Origin of the sequence: Shewanella sp. 10N.286.52.C2, from assembly GCF_002874545.1 — a bacterium.
GTDB lineage: Bacteria > Pseudomonadota > Gammaproteobacteria > Enterobacterales > Shewanellaceae > Shewanella.
On the sequence record NZ_MCTV01000068.1, the window covers coordinates 26,478 to 46,520 of the forward strand.

The following is a 20,043-nucleotide window of genomic DNA, read 5'->3' on the forward strand; positions in this document are numbered from 1 at the left end:
AGGCTGGATTAAATTAATTTTTGTAAATATATTTTAACTCTATCGTAAAGCTAAGCTTATATACTTTAACCACCATTGGTCGTTATGATTTGTGATTCAGCACCTGAAATTACTGATTAGCAAGCAATAATAACAATCTATTTAAAAAGGATGCCCCATGTTTCAAGTCAATATCGTTGATGTAGCAAATGATCAAGCCATTTTTGAAGGCCATGGCTGGGACGCCGTAGTGGTAGTCGCCACCGATTTAGCCGCCATTGCCCAAGATGAAATAAAAATACTCGCCAAGCATGCGAAACAAATCGATCAGCGCATTGGTCAGTCGGCAACATTGTTACTGGCGCCCGGACTTGCGGGTGGCAGACTGATTGTCGCCCCAGTTGTTAATGCCACTAATGAATACAGTGATGTGAGTGTGTTTGCCAAAGCAGCTAGAGAAGGCATTGTTATTGCTAAGGCTGCGGGAGCAAAACAACCGCTGTTGGTGGTAGAAACCAGCCAAGATAAGCGCTATCAATTTGCTAAACAGGTTGCTGCACTTGCCTGTGGTCAGGAACTATGGCAATCACTGGAGCTGCGAGAAGCCACAGCAATTACCCCAGCATTTAGCGCCATTGGTTTGCTTGGCAGCGACAATTGCAGTGGCCTGCTCAATGCTGTCGAAGCCGGTAAGATTTTGGCAAGGGATCTATGCGGCACTGAGCCAGAAAGAATGGCGGCGCCAGCATTTGCTGATTATTGCGTTGAGGCGCTAAAAGACAGTGGTTTAGCAATCAGAGTCATTGAAGAACGTGAAGAGTTAGAGCGCGATTACCCGCTGCTTTGCGCAGTAGGGAGAGCCTCATTTAATGTGCCTCGGCATCAACCTCGCGTGGTTAAACTGGAATATGTGGCAGAGGGCGCCATTGATCGCACCTACTTGTTTGCTGGTAAAGGAGTTATTTACGATACTGGCGGCGCAGATATTAAAGTCGCCGGTGGCATGGCGGGTATGAGCCGAGATAAAGGCGGCGCTGCAGCGGTGGCAGGCTTAATGAAAACCTTATCTATCTTAAAGCCCAAAGGCATTAGAGTGATAGCAGAGTTAGGTTTGGTGCGAAACAGTATTGGCAGCGATGCCTTTGTTCCTGATGAAATCATTACCAGCCATGGCGGTGTTAGAGTGCGTATTGGTAATACTGATGCCGAAGGGCGCTTAGTGCTGGCAGACTTATTATCTCACTTAAGACTTCAGGCAATGACAGCAATTAAGCCGCAACTATTTTCTGTGGCAACCTTAACCGGCCATGTGGTGCGCTGTTATGGCGGCTATACCGCACTAGTCGAGAACAAAGTGGCACAACAAGCTGGTATGGGTCACACCCTAGCTGGCATTGCTGAGCAATGGGGCGAACCATTTGAGTTATCTAGCTTGCGTCATGATGATTTTGCCAAGGTACATAATATCTCTGGCCAAGGGGAGTTATTGTCATCTAATAACGGCCCTTCTGCCATTACTGCCAGAGGCCATCAATATCCCGCAGCATTTTTAATTAATGCTTCAGGCTTGGGCCAACATGGCACAGGCTCTGCCATGCCATTGCCTTTTGCGCATCTTGATATTGCCGGTAGTGCCACAGAAGGCCATAGTTTGTATGGGAAACCCACAGCCTCGCCTTTGGTAACTTTATTACAAAGCGTTTTGGACGGCAATGTGTAGTTTGTTTTTTGCTCAACCACTATATGTTGTGCTATTTAGTGGTTGATTGTTTGCTAATGAGAACTCTAAATTCTTAATTTGTCATACAAGTGTGCTTTTATTTCATTTTTTGATTGAAATATAAAATAATTAAATAAATACTTGTAATAAAATTACACTTTGGTATTATTCCTCTCGTTGGACAGCGACGGTGCTTTCCAATTCTAGTTAATCCAGGATGGATATAGTCTCCAAGGAATCGAGTGATGAGTTGTCTCAATGGATTGAGAAAAGTTTGTTCCAAGGAACCGAGCCAAGCAAGACTAGGTTTTCGCAACTTTATTTGGAGTATGATTATGTCTTCTACAGACAGCTATACTATTTATGGACAAGGCACTTGGTTAAATCCAGCTGTTCTGTCTTTTGGCATTTATGCCATGACGTTTAAGGGCTAACCCTCCTTATTCATTGAGTTACCGTATCAACCCTTTTTTCTGTCGCCTTTGGGCGGTTTTAGACAACAAGTAAATTGGTTCTCTATTGCCAATTTACTTTTTAAGTTTTATCACTTAATTGTGATGCAGTTTTCCTCTCCCCATACGGAAAACTTTTAACTTGTCTGCCTACTCTTTTGAGTAGGCATTTTTTTTGCCTGAAATTTATCAACCACTGGCTTTTCATTGAGTTAAATTGTCTTTCATACGAATATAAGTGTTTAGTTATCTAACATGGCTATAAACCTTATAAGTACCTATAATCCGAACGAATTAATTCACCTCTGATTTTGACTGTAATTAGCCAGTAGCGTCTATAGCAGCCAATTACACCCCCTTTTCAAGGAACAAGGCTTCATGTTAGAGAAACTGTTTAAACTCAAAGATAATCAAACGAATTTAAAACAAGAAGTTGTCGCGGGTCTCACTACCTTTCTCACCATGGCTTACATTATTTTTGTTAACCCTATGATGTTAGCTGATGCCGGCATGGATCATGGTGCAGTGTTTGTGGCCACTTGTTTAGCCGCGGCAGTGGGCTGTTTAGTGATGGGCTTAGTGGCCAATTACCCCATCGCATTAGCGCCGGGTATGGGGCTTAATGCTTTCTTCACTTATACCGTTGTCGGCGAAATGGGCTATAGCTGGGAAACTGCACTTGGCGCAGTATTTATGTCTGGTATTTGTTTCTTAATTTTATCTTTGGTGAAAATTAGAGAATGGATAGTTAACAGTATTCCAATGAGTCTGCGATTAGGTATTGCCGCGGGTATCGGTTTGTTCTTGGCCTTTATTGGCCTTAAAAGCGCCGGTATTGTGGTGGCAAGTCCGGCAACATTAGTCACTATGGGGGATATCACTTCATTCTCAGCTGTGATGGCTGCGGTGGGGTTTTTCTTGATCATTGCTATGGTACAGCGTGGCTACAAAGCGGCGGTGATATTAAGTATTTTCATTGTCACAGCCATTGCATTGTTAGCTGGTGAAGTGAGTTATAACGGCGTTATGTCGATGCCACCATCGATAGCACCGACATTCATGAAAATGGATTTATCCGCAGTGCTTGAAATCAGTATGATTTCAGTGATATTTGCCTTCTTGTTTGTGGATTTATTTGATACCTCAGGCACCTTGGTTGCAGTCGCGCAGCGTGGCGGATTTTTAGATGAACAAGGGCGTTTACCAAGAGTGAAACGCGCCTTAAGTGCAGACAGCTTAGCCACCATCGCAGGGGCGACGTTAGGAACATCAACGACCACTAGTTATATTGAAAGCACGGCAGGCGTTAGCGCCGGTGGCCGTACTGGCTTAACCGCTGTTGTCGTCGGTTTGTTGTTTATTGCTGCATTATTTTTTGCCCCACTTGCCGGCATGGTACCCGCTTATGCTACCAGTGGCGCCTTGTTTTATGTGGCGATTTTGATGATGTCTGGCTTAGTCAATGTTGAGTGGGAAGACTTAACAGAAGCGGCGCCTGTGGTCATTGTGTGTTTATTGATGCCATTAACCTTTTCAATTGCTAATGCCATAGGGTTTGGTTTTATCTCTTATGCGGTGATTAAACTACTTACTGGCCGTTTTAAAGAGTTAAATCTTGGTATCTTGTTTATTGCGGCACTATTTTTAGCTAAGTTTATTTGGGGTTAACCTTGGCTTTGCTCGCCATAACACCTGCTGGGTAAGCTCATGTGTGGGTTATCAAGCTGTAATTAAGCAGCAATGATAAATTAGTGATTTTTGTTAAGGGTTATGCAATGCATAGCCCTTTTTTATGCTGTATAACAAATAAATATAGTATTTGTTTACTCAATTATGGGCTTTACTATGAATTATTCGCTGAATTAGGTATAAAAATATTTCAGTCAATATTTTTGAGTTTGAAAAGGCAGTCATGACTTACAAGCGGGTCGTCGTAAAATTAGGTACCAGTGTCTTAACTTCGGGCAGTAACAAGCTCGATAAAGCACATATGGTGGAACTGGCCAGACAAATGTCTGTGCTTGTGCGTTCAGGTATTGAAGTTGTATTGTGCACATCTGGCGCAATAGCGGCTGGTCGCGAACATCTGCAATACCCCGTATTGCCCGATACTATGCCCAATAAACAATTATTAGCCGCCGTGGGTCAAAGTCAGCTTATTTTAGCTTGGTCAGAACTGTTCAGTATTTATGGTTTGCACGTGGGGCAATTATTGTTAACCCGCGCCGACTTACATGATCGTGAACGCTATCTAAATGCTCGAGATACACTCAATGCATTGTTAGATAATAATATTATTCCGATTATTAATGAAAATGATGCCGTTGCCACCAATGAAATTAAAGTGGGCGACAATGACAATTTATCAGCTAGGGCCGCATTATTATGTGATGCTGACTTATTAGTGTTATTGACTGATCAAATCGGCTTATTTGATGCCGATCCACGCAATAACCCCGATGCCAAGTTAATTACTTCAGTGGTCAATATTGATGATAACTTACGCTTGTTAGCGGGTGGCGCTGTTTCAGGTTTAGGCACTGGCGGCATGGCGACTAAGTTAGAAGCGGCCGATGTGGCTAGGCGAGCAGGTGTTGAAGTGGTCATTGCTTCAGGTCATTTGCCTAATGTGATTTCACAAGTAGTCAGTAAAGAATCGGTCGGCACTCATTTTAGTGTCACTAAAAATCCCCTTGAAAGCCGAAAACAATGGATTTTAGCTGGCCCTGCAACAGAAGGGCGGCTGATATTAGATGATGGCGCCTGTAAAGCGGTCGTTGAAAATGGTCGCAGCTTATTGCCTAAAGGGATTGTCAGCGTAGAAGGGCAATTTGAACGTGGCGCAACTGTGTTGATTGCCGATAAATCAGGTCACGTGCTTGCTAAAGGCATGAGCCGTTATTGTGCTAAAGCATTAACGATAATTGCAGGAAAGCACTCCAACGAGATTGAAACATTACTTGGCTATGATTACGGCGTAGCAGCAATACATCGTAATGACATGGTGGTACTAGATAGTGAATAAATTAAAGGACGAAAACATGTCACAGCAGCAATATTTAACCACGCTAGGTAAGCAAGCAAAGGCAGCAAGCTTTGCCCTTGCTAATTTATCGAGCCAAAACAAAAACGCTTTGCTTCGTTGTATTAGCGAGCAACTAACGCTAAATACCGAAGCGATTTTAGCGGCGAACGACCAAGACGTGCAGGCAGCAAGAGCCAATGGTTTAACCGATGCGATGATCGATAGATTATTGCTAGATAGCGAGCGATTAGCTGGCATTATTGCTGATATTGAAAATGTGATTAATCTTGCCGATCCTGTGGGCAGTGAATCAGCTAGCCAGTTATTAGATAACGGTTTACGTTTAACTCAACGCAAAGTGCCACTGGGAGTTGTTGGGGTGATTTACGAAGCACGCCCTAACGTCACTGTTGATATTGCCGTACTAGCACTAAAAACCGGTAATGCAGTGATCCTTCGTGGCGGTAAAGAAACCTTAACCTCAAATAAAGTTTTAAGTGAGGTGATCCGCACAGCGCTGACATTACAAGGTTTACCTGAAGATGCTGTGCAGCTGATTAACTCTACCGATCGCGACTTAGTGACTGGCTTACTGCGCCTTGACCAATATGTGGATATGATTATTCCTCGCGGCGGCCAAACCTTACAACGCCTTTGCGCTGAAAAAGCCACTATTCCGGTGATTTTAGGCGGCATTGGTATTTGTCATTTATACCTTGATAAATCAGCGGATTTATCTCGCAGTGCTGAGGTGATCATTAATGCAAAAGTGCAGCGTCCAACAGTGTGTAATGCCTTAGATACCTTACTGGTTCACGAAGCTGTTGCGGCTGAGTTTTTAGCAGATTTGTTTACGCAGATGTCGGCATTAGGCGTGAGTTTTTATACTTGTGAAAAAACGCAGCAGTTATTTGCAGCAAGTCAGTTTGATATTCATCCTGCAACGGATGAAACCTTCAGTACTGAGTGGTTGTCATTAACACTTGGGGTTAAGATTGTGACTGATATTGACCAAGCGATTACCCATATTCGTCAACACTCTAGCGGTCACTCTGAAGCGATTTTATCTGACGATATTAATGCGACCTGCCACTTTATGAATCAAGTAGACTCAGCAGCGGTATATGTCAATGCCAGCACCCGTTTTACGGATGGCTCGCAATTTGGTTTAGGGGCTGAAGTGGCGGTCAGTACCCAAAAGCTACATGCTCGCGGACCAATGGCTCTTGATGCACTAACGACTTATAAGTGGTTGGCAACTGGTGATTATACTTCTCGCAGCTAAAATAAACTAACCCAAGCCAGATTTGAAGCTGACGATGCTGTGAGTGACAAACTGACTTGATTTGCGCTTAAAACTTAAAAAGCACCTCGGTGCTTTTTTTGTTTTTTTGAGCACTGAAATAGCAGCAGCTTTGAAATGTGCCGCTAGAGGTTATTGTCGCCAGAGGTTATTGCCGTTATAGGATTATTGCAGGTATAGCCCATGGCTGGAAATCGCAGGAGTAGATAAACGTATATAAGTGGTGTAACACCAAATCAAAAAGCTGCTCAGCGTCATAAATATGCTTACAAGCCTAGCTGCTTGAACATACTCCATGATAAGCGGGAAGTACTTTTCTTGTATGCTATTAGTGAAGTAGACCGCAGGAAAAACAAAAATACATATATACATGGCGGGGTATTGGGTTGAGATATCACCGTTGAGATATTCATAAAGCATAATAGCCGCGGTAAGCATTAAGCTATAGCTGCGAATTTTATTTTCAGTGGTGTCACTTAAATTCCATCTCGGCATTCCCATTGCCAATCTCCTCCTTGAAGCATCCTTTGTATCTTGTACACCGTATTAACTGCATACCTTATTAATAGCAACTAACTGCCATGTTGACAATAAAGTTTAAATTTTAATCGTTTAAATATCGTAAAATGCTTTAACCACTGCTACTTATTATGCTTATGGCTGATCTTTAAACTGGATTTTCTCAACAGCTGTGGGGTTACCTTTTGCAATATTAACCCCGTTAAAATAAAGCATAGACCAATATAGGTACTGCTGGCGATTTGCTCTTTTAAGATTAGCGCGATAAACCCAACAGACAGCACAGGGGTTAAAAATACAAGCGTGGTGATGTTAGAGGTTTTCTCGGTGCTTTTAAGTGCCATAAGCCATAAAACAAAGGTGATACCCATTTCAAATAGCCCCACATACACTCCAGCAGTTAGCGCTTGCCAACTCAAGTCGCTTATGGGTTGATGGATTAGCATGGCAATAGTCACTAAAGGTAAACCAATTAAAAAGCTAAGTAATAAGCTTACAGTGGCATCGCCGTCATCCTTGGTATTGGTTACCCAATATAAGCACCAAATCACCGTACTGCTTAATACAAAAGCAATCCCTTTAGGGCTATCAAAGTTAAATGCGGTGATATTGCCGCCGGTTGCGATAATGTAAACGCCGCTATAGGCAATCAGCGCGGCAATGGCATCAACCTTTGTGAGCTTATGACCCAGCAAAGGGACAGCTAAAATGGGCAATAAAATCGCCCAAGTGTAATTAAGGGATAAGGCTTGTTGAGCTGGAAGCAAATCGTAAGCTTCAAACAGCACAAAGTAATAAAGAAACGGATTCAGAATACCGCTAAGCAAATAAAATCCTGGGCGACGTTTAAATTGTCGCAGCATTAATGTGTGCTTTCTTTGCCATAGGATAATCACACTCAATGCAATAATAGAGGTGAGCACTGCAACAAATACCAATTGTAAGGGTGTATAAAAACTTAGCGCGACTTTAAATGCAGTCGCGACTGTCGACCAAAGTAAAACGGCAACTAAACCATAGGCATAGGCAAGAGAAGTGTTTGACAAAATCATTCCTAATAATAGTAATTATGCATAATATCCAAGGGGTGGATTAGCAAAGCAAGCAAGTATGGACAGATTGTATGCAATATACAAAATGAGGTCACGGCATATTTACTTAAGATATTTTTAATAATTTTTTTGATCAGCCCTTGTATTTTAGTTAGCTGTCCCAATATATGCAGTAAGGCTGATATGAGAGGCAAAAATTAGGACTTGAAAAATCAATTCCTGACCCCATATCAACAAACATAATCAAATTAGTTACATTAAAATTTTATATTTCGGAGATCCTCATGGGCAAAATTATTGGTATTGACTTAGGCACAACTAACTCTTGTGTGGCTGTCCTTGATGGCGGTACTGCTCGCGTAATCGAGAATGCTGAAGGCGAACGTACAACAGCATCTATCATCGCATATACCGATGACGAAACATTAGTAGGCTCACCTGCTAAGCGTCAAGCAGTTACAAACCCAACAAATACTTTTTTCGCGATTAAGCGTTTAATCGGTCGTCGTTTTAAAGATGACGAAGTTCAACGTGATGTTGACATCATGCCTTTCAAAATCATTGGTACTGACAATGGTGACGCATGGGTTGAAGCTCACGGCAAGAAAATGGCACCACCACAAGTATCTGCTGAAATCTTGAAAAAGATGAAGAAAACAGCTGAAGATTTCTTGGGTGAAGAAGTAACAGAAGCGGTTATTACTGTTCCTGCATACTTTAATGATTCACAACGTCAAGCAACTAAAGATGCTGGTCGTATTGCTGGTCTTGATGTTAAACGTATCATCAACGAGCCAACTGCTGCTGCACTAGCTTACGGTATCGACAAAAAACAAGGCGACAACGTTGTTGCAGTATACGATTTAGGTGGTGGTACTTTTGATATCTCTATCATTGAAATTGATAGCAACGATGGTGACCAAACTTTCGAAGTACTTGCTACTAACGGTGATACTCATTTAGGTGGTGAAGATTTCGATAACCGTCTAATTAACTATTTAGCTGATGAGTTCAAAAAAGAGCAAGGTCTAGACTTACGTAACGACCCGCTAGCAATGCAACGTGTTAAAGAAGCTGCAGAAAAAGCGAAAATTGAACTTTCAAGCACAACACAAACTGAAGTTAACCTGCCTTACATCACTGCTGATGCAACAGGTCCTAAGCATTTAGTGGTTAAAATCACTCGTGCTAAGTTAGAGTCTTTAGTTGACGACTTAATCCAACGTTCTTTAGAGCCATTAAAAGTTGCGCTAGCTGATGCAGACTTATCTGTTTCAGACATCAACGAAGTGATTTTAGTTGGTGGTCAAACTCGTATGCCTAAAGTACAGGCTGCAGTAACTGACTTCTTCGGTAAAGAGCCACGTAAAGACGTTAACCCAGATGAAGCCGTAGCCGTAGGCGCAGCAATTCAAGCTGGTGTACTTTCTGGCGACGTGAAAGACGTATTGCTACTTGACGTTACACCACTATCATTTGGTATCGAAACCATGGGTAGCGTAATGACTAAGCTTATCGAGAAGAACACCACTATCCCGACTAAAGCGAGTCAAACGTTCTCAACTGCTGAAGATAACCAAAGTGCAGTAACAATTCACGTACTTCAAGGTGAGCGTAAGCAAGCTAGCTACAACAAATCTCTAGGTCAATTCAACCTAGAAGGTATTGAACCAGCGCCACGTGGCATGCCACAAGTTGAAGTATCTTTCGACATCGATGCTGATGGTATCTTAAACGTATCAGCAACTGATAAGAAAACCGGTAAAGCGCAAAACATCACTATTAAAGCTAACTCAGGTCTAAGTGACGAAGAAGTAGAGCAAATGGTTCGTGATGCAGAAGCTCACGCTGATGAAGATGCTAAATTCGAAGAGCTAGTGACTGCACGTAACCAAGCTGATGGCATGGTTCACGCAACTAAGAAGCAAATCGAAGAAGCGGGTGAAGCATTACCAGCTGAAGAAAAAGAGAAAATTGAAGCAGCAATGGCTGACGTTGATACCGCAACTAAAGGTAACGACAAAGAAGCAATTGATAAAGCGACTCAAGCATTAATGGAAGCGTCTGCTAAGTTAATGGAAATCGCTCAAGCGAAAGCACAAGCGCAACAAGGTGAAGCTCCAGCACAAGATGCGCAAGAAGCTAAGCCTGAAGATGACGTTGTTGATGCTGAGTTTGAAGAAGTAAAAGACGACAAAAAGTAAGCTAAATTAGTTAGTTAACTTTCAGGCGGGCGTTGGGAGAAATCTCTAACGCCCGTTCGTACAATACCTGCTTGAGAAAACTGAGATTATGTCAAAGCGAGATTATTACGAAGTTCTAAGTGTCGGTCGCGATGCCAGTGAACGAGAAATCAAAAAAGCCTATAAGCGTCTAGCGATGAAATATCATCCTGACCGTAACCCAGGCGACAAAGAAGCTGAAGTTAACTTTAAAGAAGCTAAAGAAGCTTATGAAATTTTAACTGACGCGAATAAGAAAGCGGCTTATGACCAATTTGGTCATGCAGGCGTTGATCCTAATCGTGGCGGCGGTCAAGGTGGCGGCGGTGATTTCGGTGATATCTTTGGTGACGTGTTTGGCGATATCTTTGGCGGCGGTCGTCGTGGCGGTGGACAACGTCAAGCGGCTCGCGGTAGTGACTTACGTTACAACTTAGACTTATCACTTGAAGAAGCGGTTCGTGGCCTTACTAAAGAGTTACGTATTCCTACCTTAGCATCGTGTGATAGCTGTGATGGCAGCGGCGCTAAGAAAGGCTCGTCAGCAACCACTTGTGGTACCTGTCATGGTCAAGGCCAAGTACAAATGCGTCAAGGCTTCTTTGCTGTTCAGCAGGCGTGTCCGACTTGTCATGGCCGCGGCAAGATCATTAAAGATCCTTGTAAGAAGTGTCATGGCGAAGGCCGTGTTGAAAAGAGCAAAACCTTATCAGTTAAAATACCAGCTGGTGTTGATACTGGCGATCGTGTTCGCTTAACCGGTGAAGGTGAAGCGGGTGAGTTTGGCGCGCCTCCGGGTGACTTATATGTACAGGTGAGCGTTCGTGAACATAATATTTTTGTTCGTGATGGTAATAACCTCTACTGCGAAGTGCCAATTTCATTCAGCAAAGCTGCATTAGGTGGCGAGATTGAAGTGCCAACACTTGATGGTAAAGTGAATTTGAAAATACCTGCAGAAAGCCAAACTGGCCGTATGTTCCGCTTGCGCGGTAAAGGTGTTAAATCGGTTCGCAGCCACGCCGTTGGTGACTTACTTTGTAAAGTCGTCATGGAAACACCAGTTAAACTTAACGAAAAGCAAAAAGAGCTACTTCGTGAGTTTGAAGCGACCTTAACCGGTGAGTCAAAGAAGCACAGCCCTAAAGCTGAAGGGTTCTTTGATGGCGTAAAAAAGTTTTTTCACGATTTAAATAGCTAAATTTATTTATTAAATTTAGCTATTAGCGAGTCGATTAAAAGGTTAATTACTGCAAAGTAATTAGCCTTTTTTATTGGCAAGTTTTTAAAGCACTTTGCAGGCTATTAAACAAACACAGCTTAAGACAATGACGTCAGTGTGCGGTAGACTGCATCTCATTGCTTCTTTGGATCACTATTTCGATGTCTTTTTTACAGTTAAACCTCAATCCAAGCCTTATCTCAGCTTTACCTAAGCAATTAACAGCGGCCACTAAAATTCAAGCGCTGGCCATTCCTGCTGTGTTATCAGGTAAAGATGTATTGGCTTTAGCACAAACAGGGAGCGGTAAAACTTACGCCTTTGGTTTGCCTATGCTGCAAGCTATTGATCTAGATAAAGCTGACCCTGTTCAAGCGCTAGTAATTGCGCCGACTCGTGAGCTGGCTAATCAGGTTTATCAAACGCTTAATCAGGTTGCGAAGCCTTTAGGCATAAAGGTGCAGCTTTTATGTGGCGGCATTGATGTTGAAGCCCAAGTCGCTGATTTGAAGAGACCGCCGCAGATTATCATCGCCACCCCATCAAGGTTAGTGCAGTTTATAAAGCTGGAACATGTGTCTTTATCAGCGCTGAAGTTGTTAGTACTTGATGAAGCAGACCGGTTACTAGATATGGGCTTTTGGGCAGACATTAAAACCATAGTGCAGCAAACGCCGGTAAATAAGCAGACACTATTATTTTCAGCCACCATAGATGACACAGTAGCTAAACAAGTTAGTGTGATTTTGAAACATGATCTGATCCGTATTGAAGCTGATAAAGCCAATTCAGTGGTAGATCACATTGAAGAGCAGCTTTATTTGGTCAATAAAGGCAGTAAAGCACAAGCACTGATTGCGCTAATAAAGCAGCATCAATGGCAGCAAGTGTTGGTGTTTAGCAATACTAAAGATAGCGCAGATGCACTAACCAAAAAGCTGGTAAAAGCTGGAGTTAATGCGGCAGCATTGCATGGCGATAAAGAGCAAGCGATACGCACTAAAACCTTAAAGGACTTCAAATCAAAGGCGTTAACCGTATTAGTGGCAACTGATGTGTTAGCCCGCGGTATAGACATTGATGCATTACCTGTGATTATTAATGTGGATTTACCCGCAAGCGCAGCAGTGTATGTGCACCGCATTGGCCGCACGGCAAGGGCGGGTGCTAATGGTTTGGCGCTATCGTTAGTGTGTCATGGTGAATCTGATGCACTACAAGCTATCAGAACCTTAACTGAGCGCGCGCTGCCAACACTCGTCTTAGCAGATTTCCCGGTGACGGATAAACCGAGTTCGGGTAACAGTCAACGGCCAAAAAAAGATAAGCAAGCAAATCGCCGCAGTCAGAAAAAGCGCAGTATTAAGGACTTTAAAGGTAAATAAACACCAAGGTAAGCTGCTGTTTTTAGTGATTGCTGAGCTAAAAATGACTTACAATAGCGCGCAATAGGTTCATTTGTAATCAATCTATTGAGTACTAAATATATGATGAACTATTGCCAACGCTCACAAAATAATAAAAGGATAATTATTATGAAAGCCGTTTTTTGGGGGCTATTTGCCACCATTATTATCTCAGGTTGCGCAACCCACAAATCCCCAACTGGCCGCAGCCAAATGCTGTTATTTGATGAGTCTCAAATGTCGCAAATGGGGGCGCAATCATTCGATGCGATGAAAAAAACGGAAAAAATCAGTACCGATAAACAGCAAACCGCCTATGTGAACTGTGTTGCCAATCGCATTACTGCAGTATTACCTGATCAAAGCTTAAACTGGGAAGTTGTGTTATTTGATTCAGATCAGATAAATGCTTTTGCACTGCCTGGTGGACATATTGGCGTGTACACAGGATTACTTAAGGTGGCGAGCGATCAAGACCAGTTAGCGACAGTAATAGGTCATGAAGTAGCCCATGTGCTAGCAAGGCATGGTAATGAGCAAGTTTCGCGTTCACAAATGACCAATGCAGGTATGCAAATGGCTGATATAGCCCTAGGTGCTGGCGGCGTGGCCAATAAAGATCTTTATATGGCGGGCTTAGGCTTAGGTGCGCAAGTCGGTATTTTATTACCCTTTGGCCGCGATCAAGAAAGTGAATCCGATGAGCTTGGTTTAGAGTTAATGGCTAAAGCGGGTTTTAATCCTGCTAAAAGCGTTACGCTTTGGCAAAATATGGCCAAAGCCGGTGGTGAACAAGGCCCTGAGCTATTTTCAACCCATCCATCTCATTCGACACGTATTGCCGATTTAAAAGCCCTTCAAGCTAAAGTGACACCAGTGTATCAAGCAGCTCTAAAGAAGACGCTTGCCAAGTGTCATTAAGGCTACTGAAAAATAGTCATAATCGAGGTAGATTAGCACCCATCAGCAACGAAAGTGTGGTAAACTGCCCCGCAAATTTTAACCGATGAATTAAGAGTAAATACGATATGTCAGAGTTCAACACAATGGAACAGCAAGCAAGTTACGGTGTAGGTCGTCAAATGGGTGAGCAATTAGCTGCTAACCCTTTCGAAGGCATCGATATCCCTGCTGTACAAGCTGGTCTAGCTGATGCATTCGCTGGTAAAGAAAGTGCTGTAGCGATGGAAGACTTACAAGTTGCTTTCACTGAAATCAGCCGTCGTTTACAAGCTGTTCAAGAAGCTGCTGCTGAAGCTGCATCTGCTGAAGGTGAAACATTCCTAGCTGAAAATGCTAAACGTGAAGACATTATTGTTACTGAGTCAGGTCTTCAATACGAAGTAATTACTCAAGGCGAAGGCGAAAAGCCAACACTTGAATCAACTATTCGTGCTCATTACCACGGTACATTCATCAATGGTGAAGTATTCGATAGTTCTGTAGCTCGTGGCGAGCCTGCTGAATTCCCAGTTTCTGGTGTTATCGCTGGTTGGACTGAAGCACTTCAGTTAATGCCTGTTGGCACTAAGCTTAAATTATTCGTTCCACAACACTTAGCTTACGGCGAACGTGGTGCTGGCGCTTCAATCCCGCCATTCTCGGCGTTGGTATTTGAAGTCGAATTGTTAGAAATCGTTTAATGAAAAACGCCTAAGTTAACTTAGGCGTTTTTGTATCACTGGGAGAAAGTAGATGACTGCAAAAGTAAGAGTCGCCGTTGTTGGTGCCAGTGGCCGTATGGGTCGCACACTGATTGAAGCTGCAAAGCAACATGAGGTGATATATTTGGGTGCTGCTATTGAGCGAACTGGTTCTACACTAATAGGTGTTGATGCTGGTGAACTTGCTGGTGTTGGTACTATGGATGTCGCGATTACAGATTCATTAGATATAGCATCAGAACATTTTGATGTATTAATTGATTTTACCTCTCCAGAGTCGTCGCTAGTTCACCTTGATTGGTGCGCTAAAAACCATAAGGCGATTGTGATTGGTACTACTGGTTTCAATCATGCTCAAAAAGAGATGATTGGTGCTTATGCTGAGCAAACACCAGTTGTGTTTGCACCTAATATGTCAGTAGGCGTTAACTTAACGCTAAAGCTATTAGAGTTAACGGCAAAAGTAATGGGTGATTATACCGATATCGAAATCACCGAAGGCCATCATCGCTTTAAGAAAGACGCCCCTTCAGGGACGGCATTAAAGATGGGCGAAGTTATCGCTGAAACTTTAGGTCGTGATCTTGAAGAGTGCGCTGTATATGGTCGTGAAGGTATGACAGGCGAACGTGATAGAAATACCATTGGTTTTTCTACTATTCGTGCCGGTGATATTGTTGGCGACCATACGGTGATGTTTGCCGATATTGGTGAGCGAGTTGAAATAACGCATAAAGCCACCAGTCGCATGACCTTTGCAAATGGCGCAATGCGCGCCGCCTATTGGCTGTCCGATCAAGATGCTGGTCTTTATGACATGCAGCAAGTATTGGGACTCAATTAATATTTAAAGAAAACCACCGTTGGTGGTTTTTTTTTGGGAAAATATTGTTCCCAAAAAAACATAAATCAAGCATAGACGCTTATACATAATTCATATAGAATCGCCGGAATTTGCCAAATTTTCGTAATTTTGTAAATCTGTAGAAATTAAAAATAAATAATTTCAGTGGTTTGACTCTTATTTTTGGAGGTCACGTTGACACAGTCTGCCTTACTTGTACTCGAAGATGGAACCGTATTCTCTGGCACTGCAATTGGTGCCGATGGACTAACTGTTGGTGAAGTTGTATTTAATACTTCAATGACAGGTTATCAAGAGATTTTAACGGATCCGTCATATTCTCGCCAGATTGTCACTTTGACTTACCCGCACATTGGTAACACCGGAACAAACGATGAAGATACCGAATCTGATTCAGTTCATGCCTGTGGTCTAATCATCCGAGATCTCCCTCTATTAGCTAGCAACTTCCGTAATCAACAATCCTTAAGCGATTATTTAAAAGCGAATAATGTTGTTGGTATCGCTGATATCGATACCCGTAAATTAACTCGTATTTTACGTGAAAAGGGTGCCCAAGCCGGTTGTATTATGGTCGGCGATATCGATGAAGCTAAAGCATTAGCAGCAGCCAAAGCATTCCCTGGTTTGAAAGGCATGGATTTGGCTAAAGAAGTGACCACAGAGTCGACCTACCAATGGCGCAAAGGCACTTGGCGCTTAGTGGGTGGTTTACCGGACGAAACTCCAGCGTCAGAGCTTAAGTTTAAAATTGTTGCTTTTGATTATGGTATCAAGCGCAATATTTTACGCATGCTAGTTGACCGCGGTTGTGATGTTACTGTTGTCCCTGCACAAACACCGGCAGCTGAAGTATTAGCAATGAATCCTGATGGGATTTTCCTATCAAATGGCCCAGGCGACCCAGAGCCATGTGATTATGCGATTACGGCTATCCAAGAAATTTTAAAAACTGAAATCCCAGTATTTGGTATTTGTCTTGGTCACCAATTACTTGCATTAGCATCTGGGGCAAAAACTTTGAAAATGAAGTTTGGTCATCATGGCGCTAACCACCCGGTAAGTAATATTGAAAAAGGTAATGTGATGATCACCAGCCAAAACCACGGTTTTGCTGCTGATGAAGCGACGTTGCCTGCGAACATCAAAGTGACTCACAAATCGTTATTTGATGGGTCTTTGCAAGGTATTCACCTTACTGATAAACCAGCGTTTAGTTTCCAAGGTCACCCAGAAGCAAGCCCTGGACCGACCGATGCGTCACCACTGTTTGATCACTTTATTGAGTTGATTGAACAATATCGTCAAAACGCTAAATAGTTAGGTCATTCGGAGAATAGATAAGCAATGCCAAAACGTACTGATATTAAAAGTATTCTGATCCTAGGCGCTGGCCCAATTGTGATTGGTCAAGCCTGTGAATTTGACTATTCTGGCGCACAAGCGTGTAAAGCGCTGCGTGAAGAAGGTTATCGAGTTATCTTAGTTAACTCTAACCCTGCAACCATTATGACTGATCCAGAAATGGCTGATGCGACATACATCGAGCCAATTCACTGGGAAGTTGTGCGTAACATTATCGCTAAAGAAAAACCTGATGCGATTTTGCCAACTATGGGTGGCCAAACCGCACTTAACTGTGCACTGCAGCTAGAAGCTGAAGGTGTACTAGAAGAGTTTAACGTTGAAATGATTGGCGCGACAGCTGACGCAATTGATAAAGCTGAAGACCGTAGTCGTTTTGATACAGCAATGAAGTCAATTGGACTTGACTGTCCTCGTGCTGGTATTGCCCATACAATGGAAGAAGCTTACGGTGTTTTAGACCAAGTTGGCTTTCCGTGTATTATTCGTCCATCTTTCACCATGGGTGGCAGTGGCGGTGGTATTGCGTATAACAAAGAAGAGTTTGAAGACATTTGTTCTCAAGGCCTTGAGTTATCGCCAACTAGCGAGCTGCTAATCGATGAGTCACTAATCGGTTGGAAAGAGTACGAAATGGAAGTGGTTCGTGACCGCAATGATAACTGCATCATTGTCTGTGCCATTGAAAACTTCGATGCCATGGGCGTGCATACCGGTGATTCAATCACTGTTGCACCAGCGCAAACACTGACCGATAAAGAATACCAATTAATGCGTAACGCTTCTTTAGCGGTACTGCGTGAAATTGGTGTTGAAACCGGTGGTTCAAACGTTCAGTTTGGTATTTGTCCAAACACTGGCCGTATGGTCATTATTGAAATGAACCCGCGTGTTTCTCGCTCTTCTGCGTTAGCTTCTAAAGCAACCGGTTTCCCGATTGCTAAAATCGCCGCGAAATTAGCGGTAGGTTTCACCTTAGATGAGCTAATGAATGATATTACTGGTGGTCGTACCCCAGCATCATTCGAGCCTGCAATTGATTACGTTGTGACTAAAGTGCCGCGCTTTAACTTTGAAAAATTTGCTGGCGCTAATGACCGTTTGACGACGCAAATGAAGTCAGTGGGTGAAGTCATGGCCATTGGCCGTACTTTCCAAGAGTCATTACAAAAAGCATTACGTGGACTTGAAGTTAACCGTAACGGTTTTGACCCGATTGTTGACCTTGCATCGCCTGAAGCAATGCAAACAATTCGTCATGAGTTAAAAGAGCCTGGTTGTGACCGTATTTGGTACATTGCTGATGCCTTCCGCGCTGGTCTAAGTCGTGATGATATCTTCAAGCTAACTAATGTTGATCATTGGTTCTTAGTCCAAATTGAAGATCTTATCGCCCAAGAAGCTAAAGTGGCTGAAGTGGGGATGTCAGGTCTTAACGAAGCCTTCTTACTGCAACTTAAGCGTAAAGGTTTCTCTGATGCACGTTTAGCACACATCTTAGGTGTCAGTGATAGCGAAGTGCGTAAAATTCGTGACCGCTTTGATATGCACCCAGTGTATAAGCGTGTCGATACCTGTGCGGCAGAATTTGCCACAGACACTGCTTACATGTACTCAACTTACGAAGAAGAATGTGAAGCCGCGCCATCAACCCGTGAAAAAATCATGATTCTTGGTGGCGGCCCTAACCGTATTGGTCAAGGTATTGAGTTTGATTACTGTTGTGTTCATGCGGCATTAGCATTGCGTGAAGACGGTTACGAGACCATTATGGTTAACTGTAACCCTGAGACAGTTTCGACCGATTATGACACCTCAGATCGCTTGTACTTTGAGCCAGTGACCTTTGAAGATGTGCTTGAAATCGTTCGTATTGAGAAGCCAAAAGGCGTTATCGTACAGTACGGTGGTCAAACACCGCTAAAACTGGCACGTGAACTAGAAGCGGCAGGTGTACCGATTATTGGTACAAGCCCCGATGCCATTGACCGCGCTGAAGACCGTGAGCGTTTCCAGCAAGCGATTCAACGTCTTGAAATGAAGCAACCTGAAAACGATACCGTAACAACGGTTGAAGGTGCGGTACTTTCTGCTGCCCGTATCGGTTACCCGTTAGTGGTTCGTCCATCTTATGTATTAGGTGGACGCGCAATGGAAATCGTTTATGACGAGCAAGACTTACGTCGCTACTTCAATGAAGCAGTAAGCGTATCTAACTCATCACCAGTATTGCTTGACCGTTTCCTCGATAATGCCATTGAAATCGATATCGATGCAGTTTGTGACGGCGAAATCGTGGTTGTGGGTTCTATCATGGAGCACATTGAACAAGCGGGGGTTCACTCAGGTGACTCAGGTTGTTCGTTGCCGCCATACAGCTTAAGCGAAGATGTTCAAAACCGTATGCGTGAGCAAGTGGCTAAATTAGCCATGGAGCTGGGCGTAATTGGTTTGATGAACGTTCAGTTTGCGGTTAAAGATGACGAAATCTACATGATTGAAGTCAATCCACGTGCTGCGCGTACAGTGCCATTTGTCTCTAAAGCAACCGGTATCCCGCTAGCGAAGATTGCTGCACGTGTAATGGCTGGTCAAAGCTTAGCATCGCAGAACTTCACTAAAGAAGTGATCCCACCATACTTCTCAGTAAAAGAAGTGGTATTGCCGTTTAACAAGTTCCCAGGTGTTGACCCAATGCTTGGCCCTGAAATGCGCTCTACAGGTGAAGTAATGGGTGTGGGTGAAACCTTTGCTGAAGCTTATGCTAAAGCCCAGCTTGGCGCCACAGCTGAAGTACCTAAGTCTGGCCGTGCATTAATTTCTGTGCGTAACAGTGATAAAGCGCGTGTGGCTGAACTTGCAGCTGAACTGATTGAGCTAGGTTATCAAATTGATGCAACTCATGGCACTGCAGTTATTCTAGGTGAAGCAGGTATTAATCCGCGTCTAGTTAACAAGGTACATGAAGGCCGTCCACATATTCTCGACCGTATTAAAAATGGTGAATACACTTACATCATTAATACCACAGAGGGGCGTCAAGCGATTGAAGATTCTCGTCAAATTCGTCGTGGTGCACTGCGTTATAAAGTGAACTACACCACAACATTGAATGCTGCATTTGCTACCTGTATGGCCCATTCAGCAGATGACCGTAATAACGTCAATTCAGTACAAGAATTGCATGAACGAATCGCTAAAAGTTAATAATATTTAATTTAACGTCGATTCGGTTAAAAAGGCTGCAGT

Annotated in this window: 14 protein-coding genes; 12 read left to right on the plus strand and 2 right to left on the minus strand. The window is 43.1% G+C overall.

Features of this window, described 5'->3' with window-relative positions:
• The first annotated feature begins 157 nt into the window (after positions 1-157).
• The 4 genes from BCU94_RS17945 (at position 158) to BCU94_RS17965 (ending at position 6,461) form a co-directional block, all read left to right on the plus strand.
• Entirely contained in the window at positions 158-1,699 is a 1,542-nt protein-coding gene (locus tag BCU94_RS17945; RefSeq protein ID WP_102477150.1) for a leucyl aminopeptidase family protein, read from the plus strand.
• An 830-nt stretch (positions 1,700-2,529) separates the two neighbouring features.
• Complete coding sequence (locus BCU94_RS17955; RefSeq protein WP_076542805.1) at positions 2,530-3,819, plus strand: NCS2 family permease; 1,290 nt, start codon at positions 2,530-2,532, stop codon at positions 3,817-3,819.
• 244 nt (positions 3,820-4,063) lie between these two features.
• Positions 4,064-5,176 (plus strand): glutamate 5-kinase, encoded by a 1,113-nt coding sequence (proB, locus tag BCU94_RS17960; RefSeq protein ID WP_102477151.1) that lies wholly within the window; start codon positions 4,064-4,066, stop codon positions 5,174-5,176.
• Between the two features lie 16 nt (positions 5,177-5,192).
• On the plus strand, positions 5,193-6,461 hold the full coding sequence (locus BCU94_RS17965; protein WP_102477152.1) for a glutamate-5-semialdehyde dehydrogenase: 1,269 nt from the start codon (positions 5,193-5,195) through the stop codon (positions 6,459-6,461).
• Positions 6,462-6,644: 183 nt separating this feature from the next.
• Here BCU94_RS17965 and BCU94_RS17970 read toward each other — a convergent pair whose 3' ends face one another.
• Both BCU94_RS17970 and BCU94_RS17975 read right to left on the minus strand, forming a co-directional pair.
• Positions 6,645-6,974 carry a hypothetical protein gene (locus tag BCU94_RS17970; protein WP_241904024.1) on the minus strand — a complete coding sequence of 110 codons (330 nt, stop codon included), beginning with the start codon at positions 6,972-6,974 and terminating at the stop codon, positions 6,645-6,647.
• Between the two features lie 146 nt (positions 6,975-7,120).
• Complete coding sequence (locus BCU94_RS17975; protein WP_102477153.1) at positions 7,121-8,044, minus strand: DMT family transporter; 924 nt, start codon at positions 8,042-8,044, stop codon at positions 7,121-7,123.
• A 290-nt stretch (positions 8,045-8,334) separates the two neighbouring features.
• Between BCU94_RS17975 and dnaK the strand changes: the two genes are divergently transcribed.
• The 8 genes from dnaK (at position 8,335) to carB (ending at position 20,001) form a co-directional block, all read left to right on the plus strand.
• Positions 8,335-10,254 carry a molecular chaperone DnaK gene (gene dnaK, locus BCU94_RS17980; protein WP_102437933.1) on the plus strand — a complete coding sequence of 640 codons (1,920 nt, stop codon included), beginning with the start codon at positions 8,335-8,337 and terminating at the stop codon, positions 10,252-10,254.
• Positions 10,255-10,342: 88 nt separating this feature from the next.
• On the plus strand, positions 10,343-11,473 hold the full coding sequence (gene dnaJ, locus BCU94_RS17985) for a molecular chaperone DnaJ (RefSeq protein WP_102437931.1): 1,131 nt from the start codon (positions 10,343-10,345) through the stop codon (positions 11,471-11,473).
• A gap of 182 nt (positions 11,474-11,655) precedes the next feature.
• Positions 11,656-12,879 (plus strand): DEAD/DEAH box helicase, encoded by a 1,224-nt coding sequence (locus tag BCU94_RS17990; protein ID WP_102477154.1) that lies wholly within the window; start codon positions 11,656-11,658, stop codon positions 12,877-12,879.
• Positions 12,880-13,029: 150 nt separating this feature from the next.
• Complete coding sequence (locus BCU94_RS17995) at positions 13,030-13,821, plus strand: M48 family metallopeptidase (protein ID WP_102477155.1); 792 nt, start codon at positions 13,030-13,032, stop codon at positions 13,819-13,821.
• Positions 13,822-13,928: 107 nt separating this feature from the next.
• Positions 13,929-14,543, plus strand: a complete 615-nt coding sequence (locus tag BCU94_RS18000; RefSeq protein WP_102477156.1) for an FKBP-type peptidyl-prolyl cis-trans isomerase — start codon at positions 13,929-13,931, stop codon at positions 14,541-14,543.
• Between the two features lie 52 nt (positions 14,544-14,595).
• Positions 14,596-15,408, plus strand: a complete 813-nt coding sequence (dapB, locus tag BCU94_RS18005) for a 4-hydroxy-tetrahydrodipicolinate reductase (RefSeq protein WP_102477157.1) — start codon at positions 14,596-14,598, stop codon at positions 15,406-15,408.
• Positions 15,409-15,591: 183 nt separating this feature from the next.
• A complete protein-coding gene (gene carA / locus BCU94_RS18010; protein WP_102437921.1) occupies positions 15,592-16,749 on the plus strand; it encodes a glutamine-hydrolyzing carbamoyl-phosphate synthase small subunit in 1,158 nt (385 codons plus the stop codon).
• A gap of 27 nt (positions 16,750-16,776) precedes the next feature.
• On the plus strand, positions 16,777-20,001 hold the full coding sequence (gene carB / locus BCU94_RS18015) for a carbamoyl-phosphate synthase large subunit (protein WP_102477158.1): 3,225 nt from the start codon (positions 16,777-16,779) through the stop codon (positions 19,999-20,001).
• Positions 20,002-20,043 lie beyond the last annotated feature (42 nt).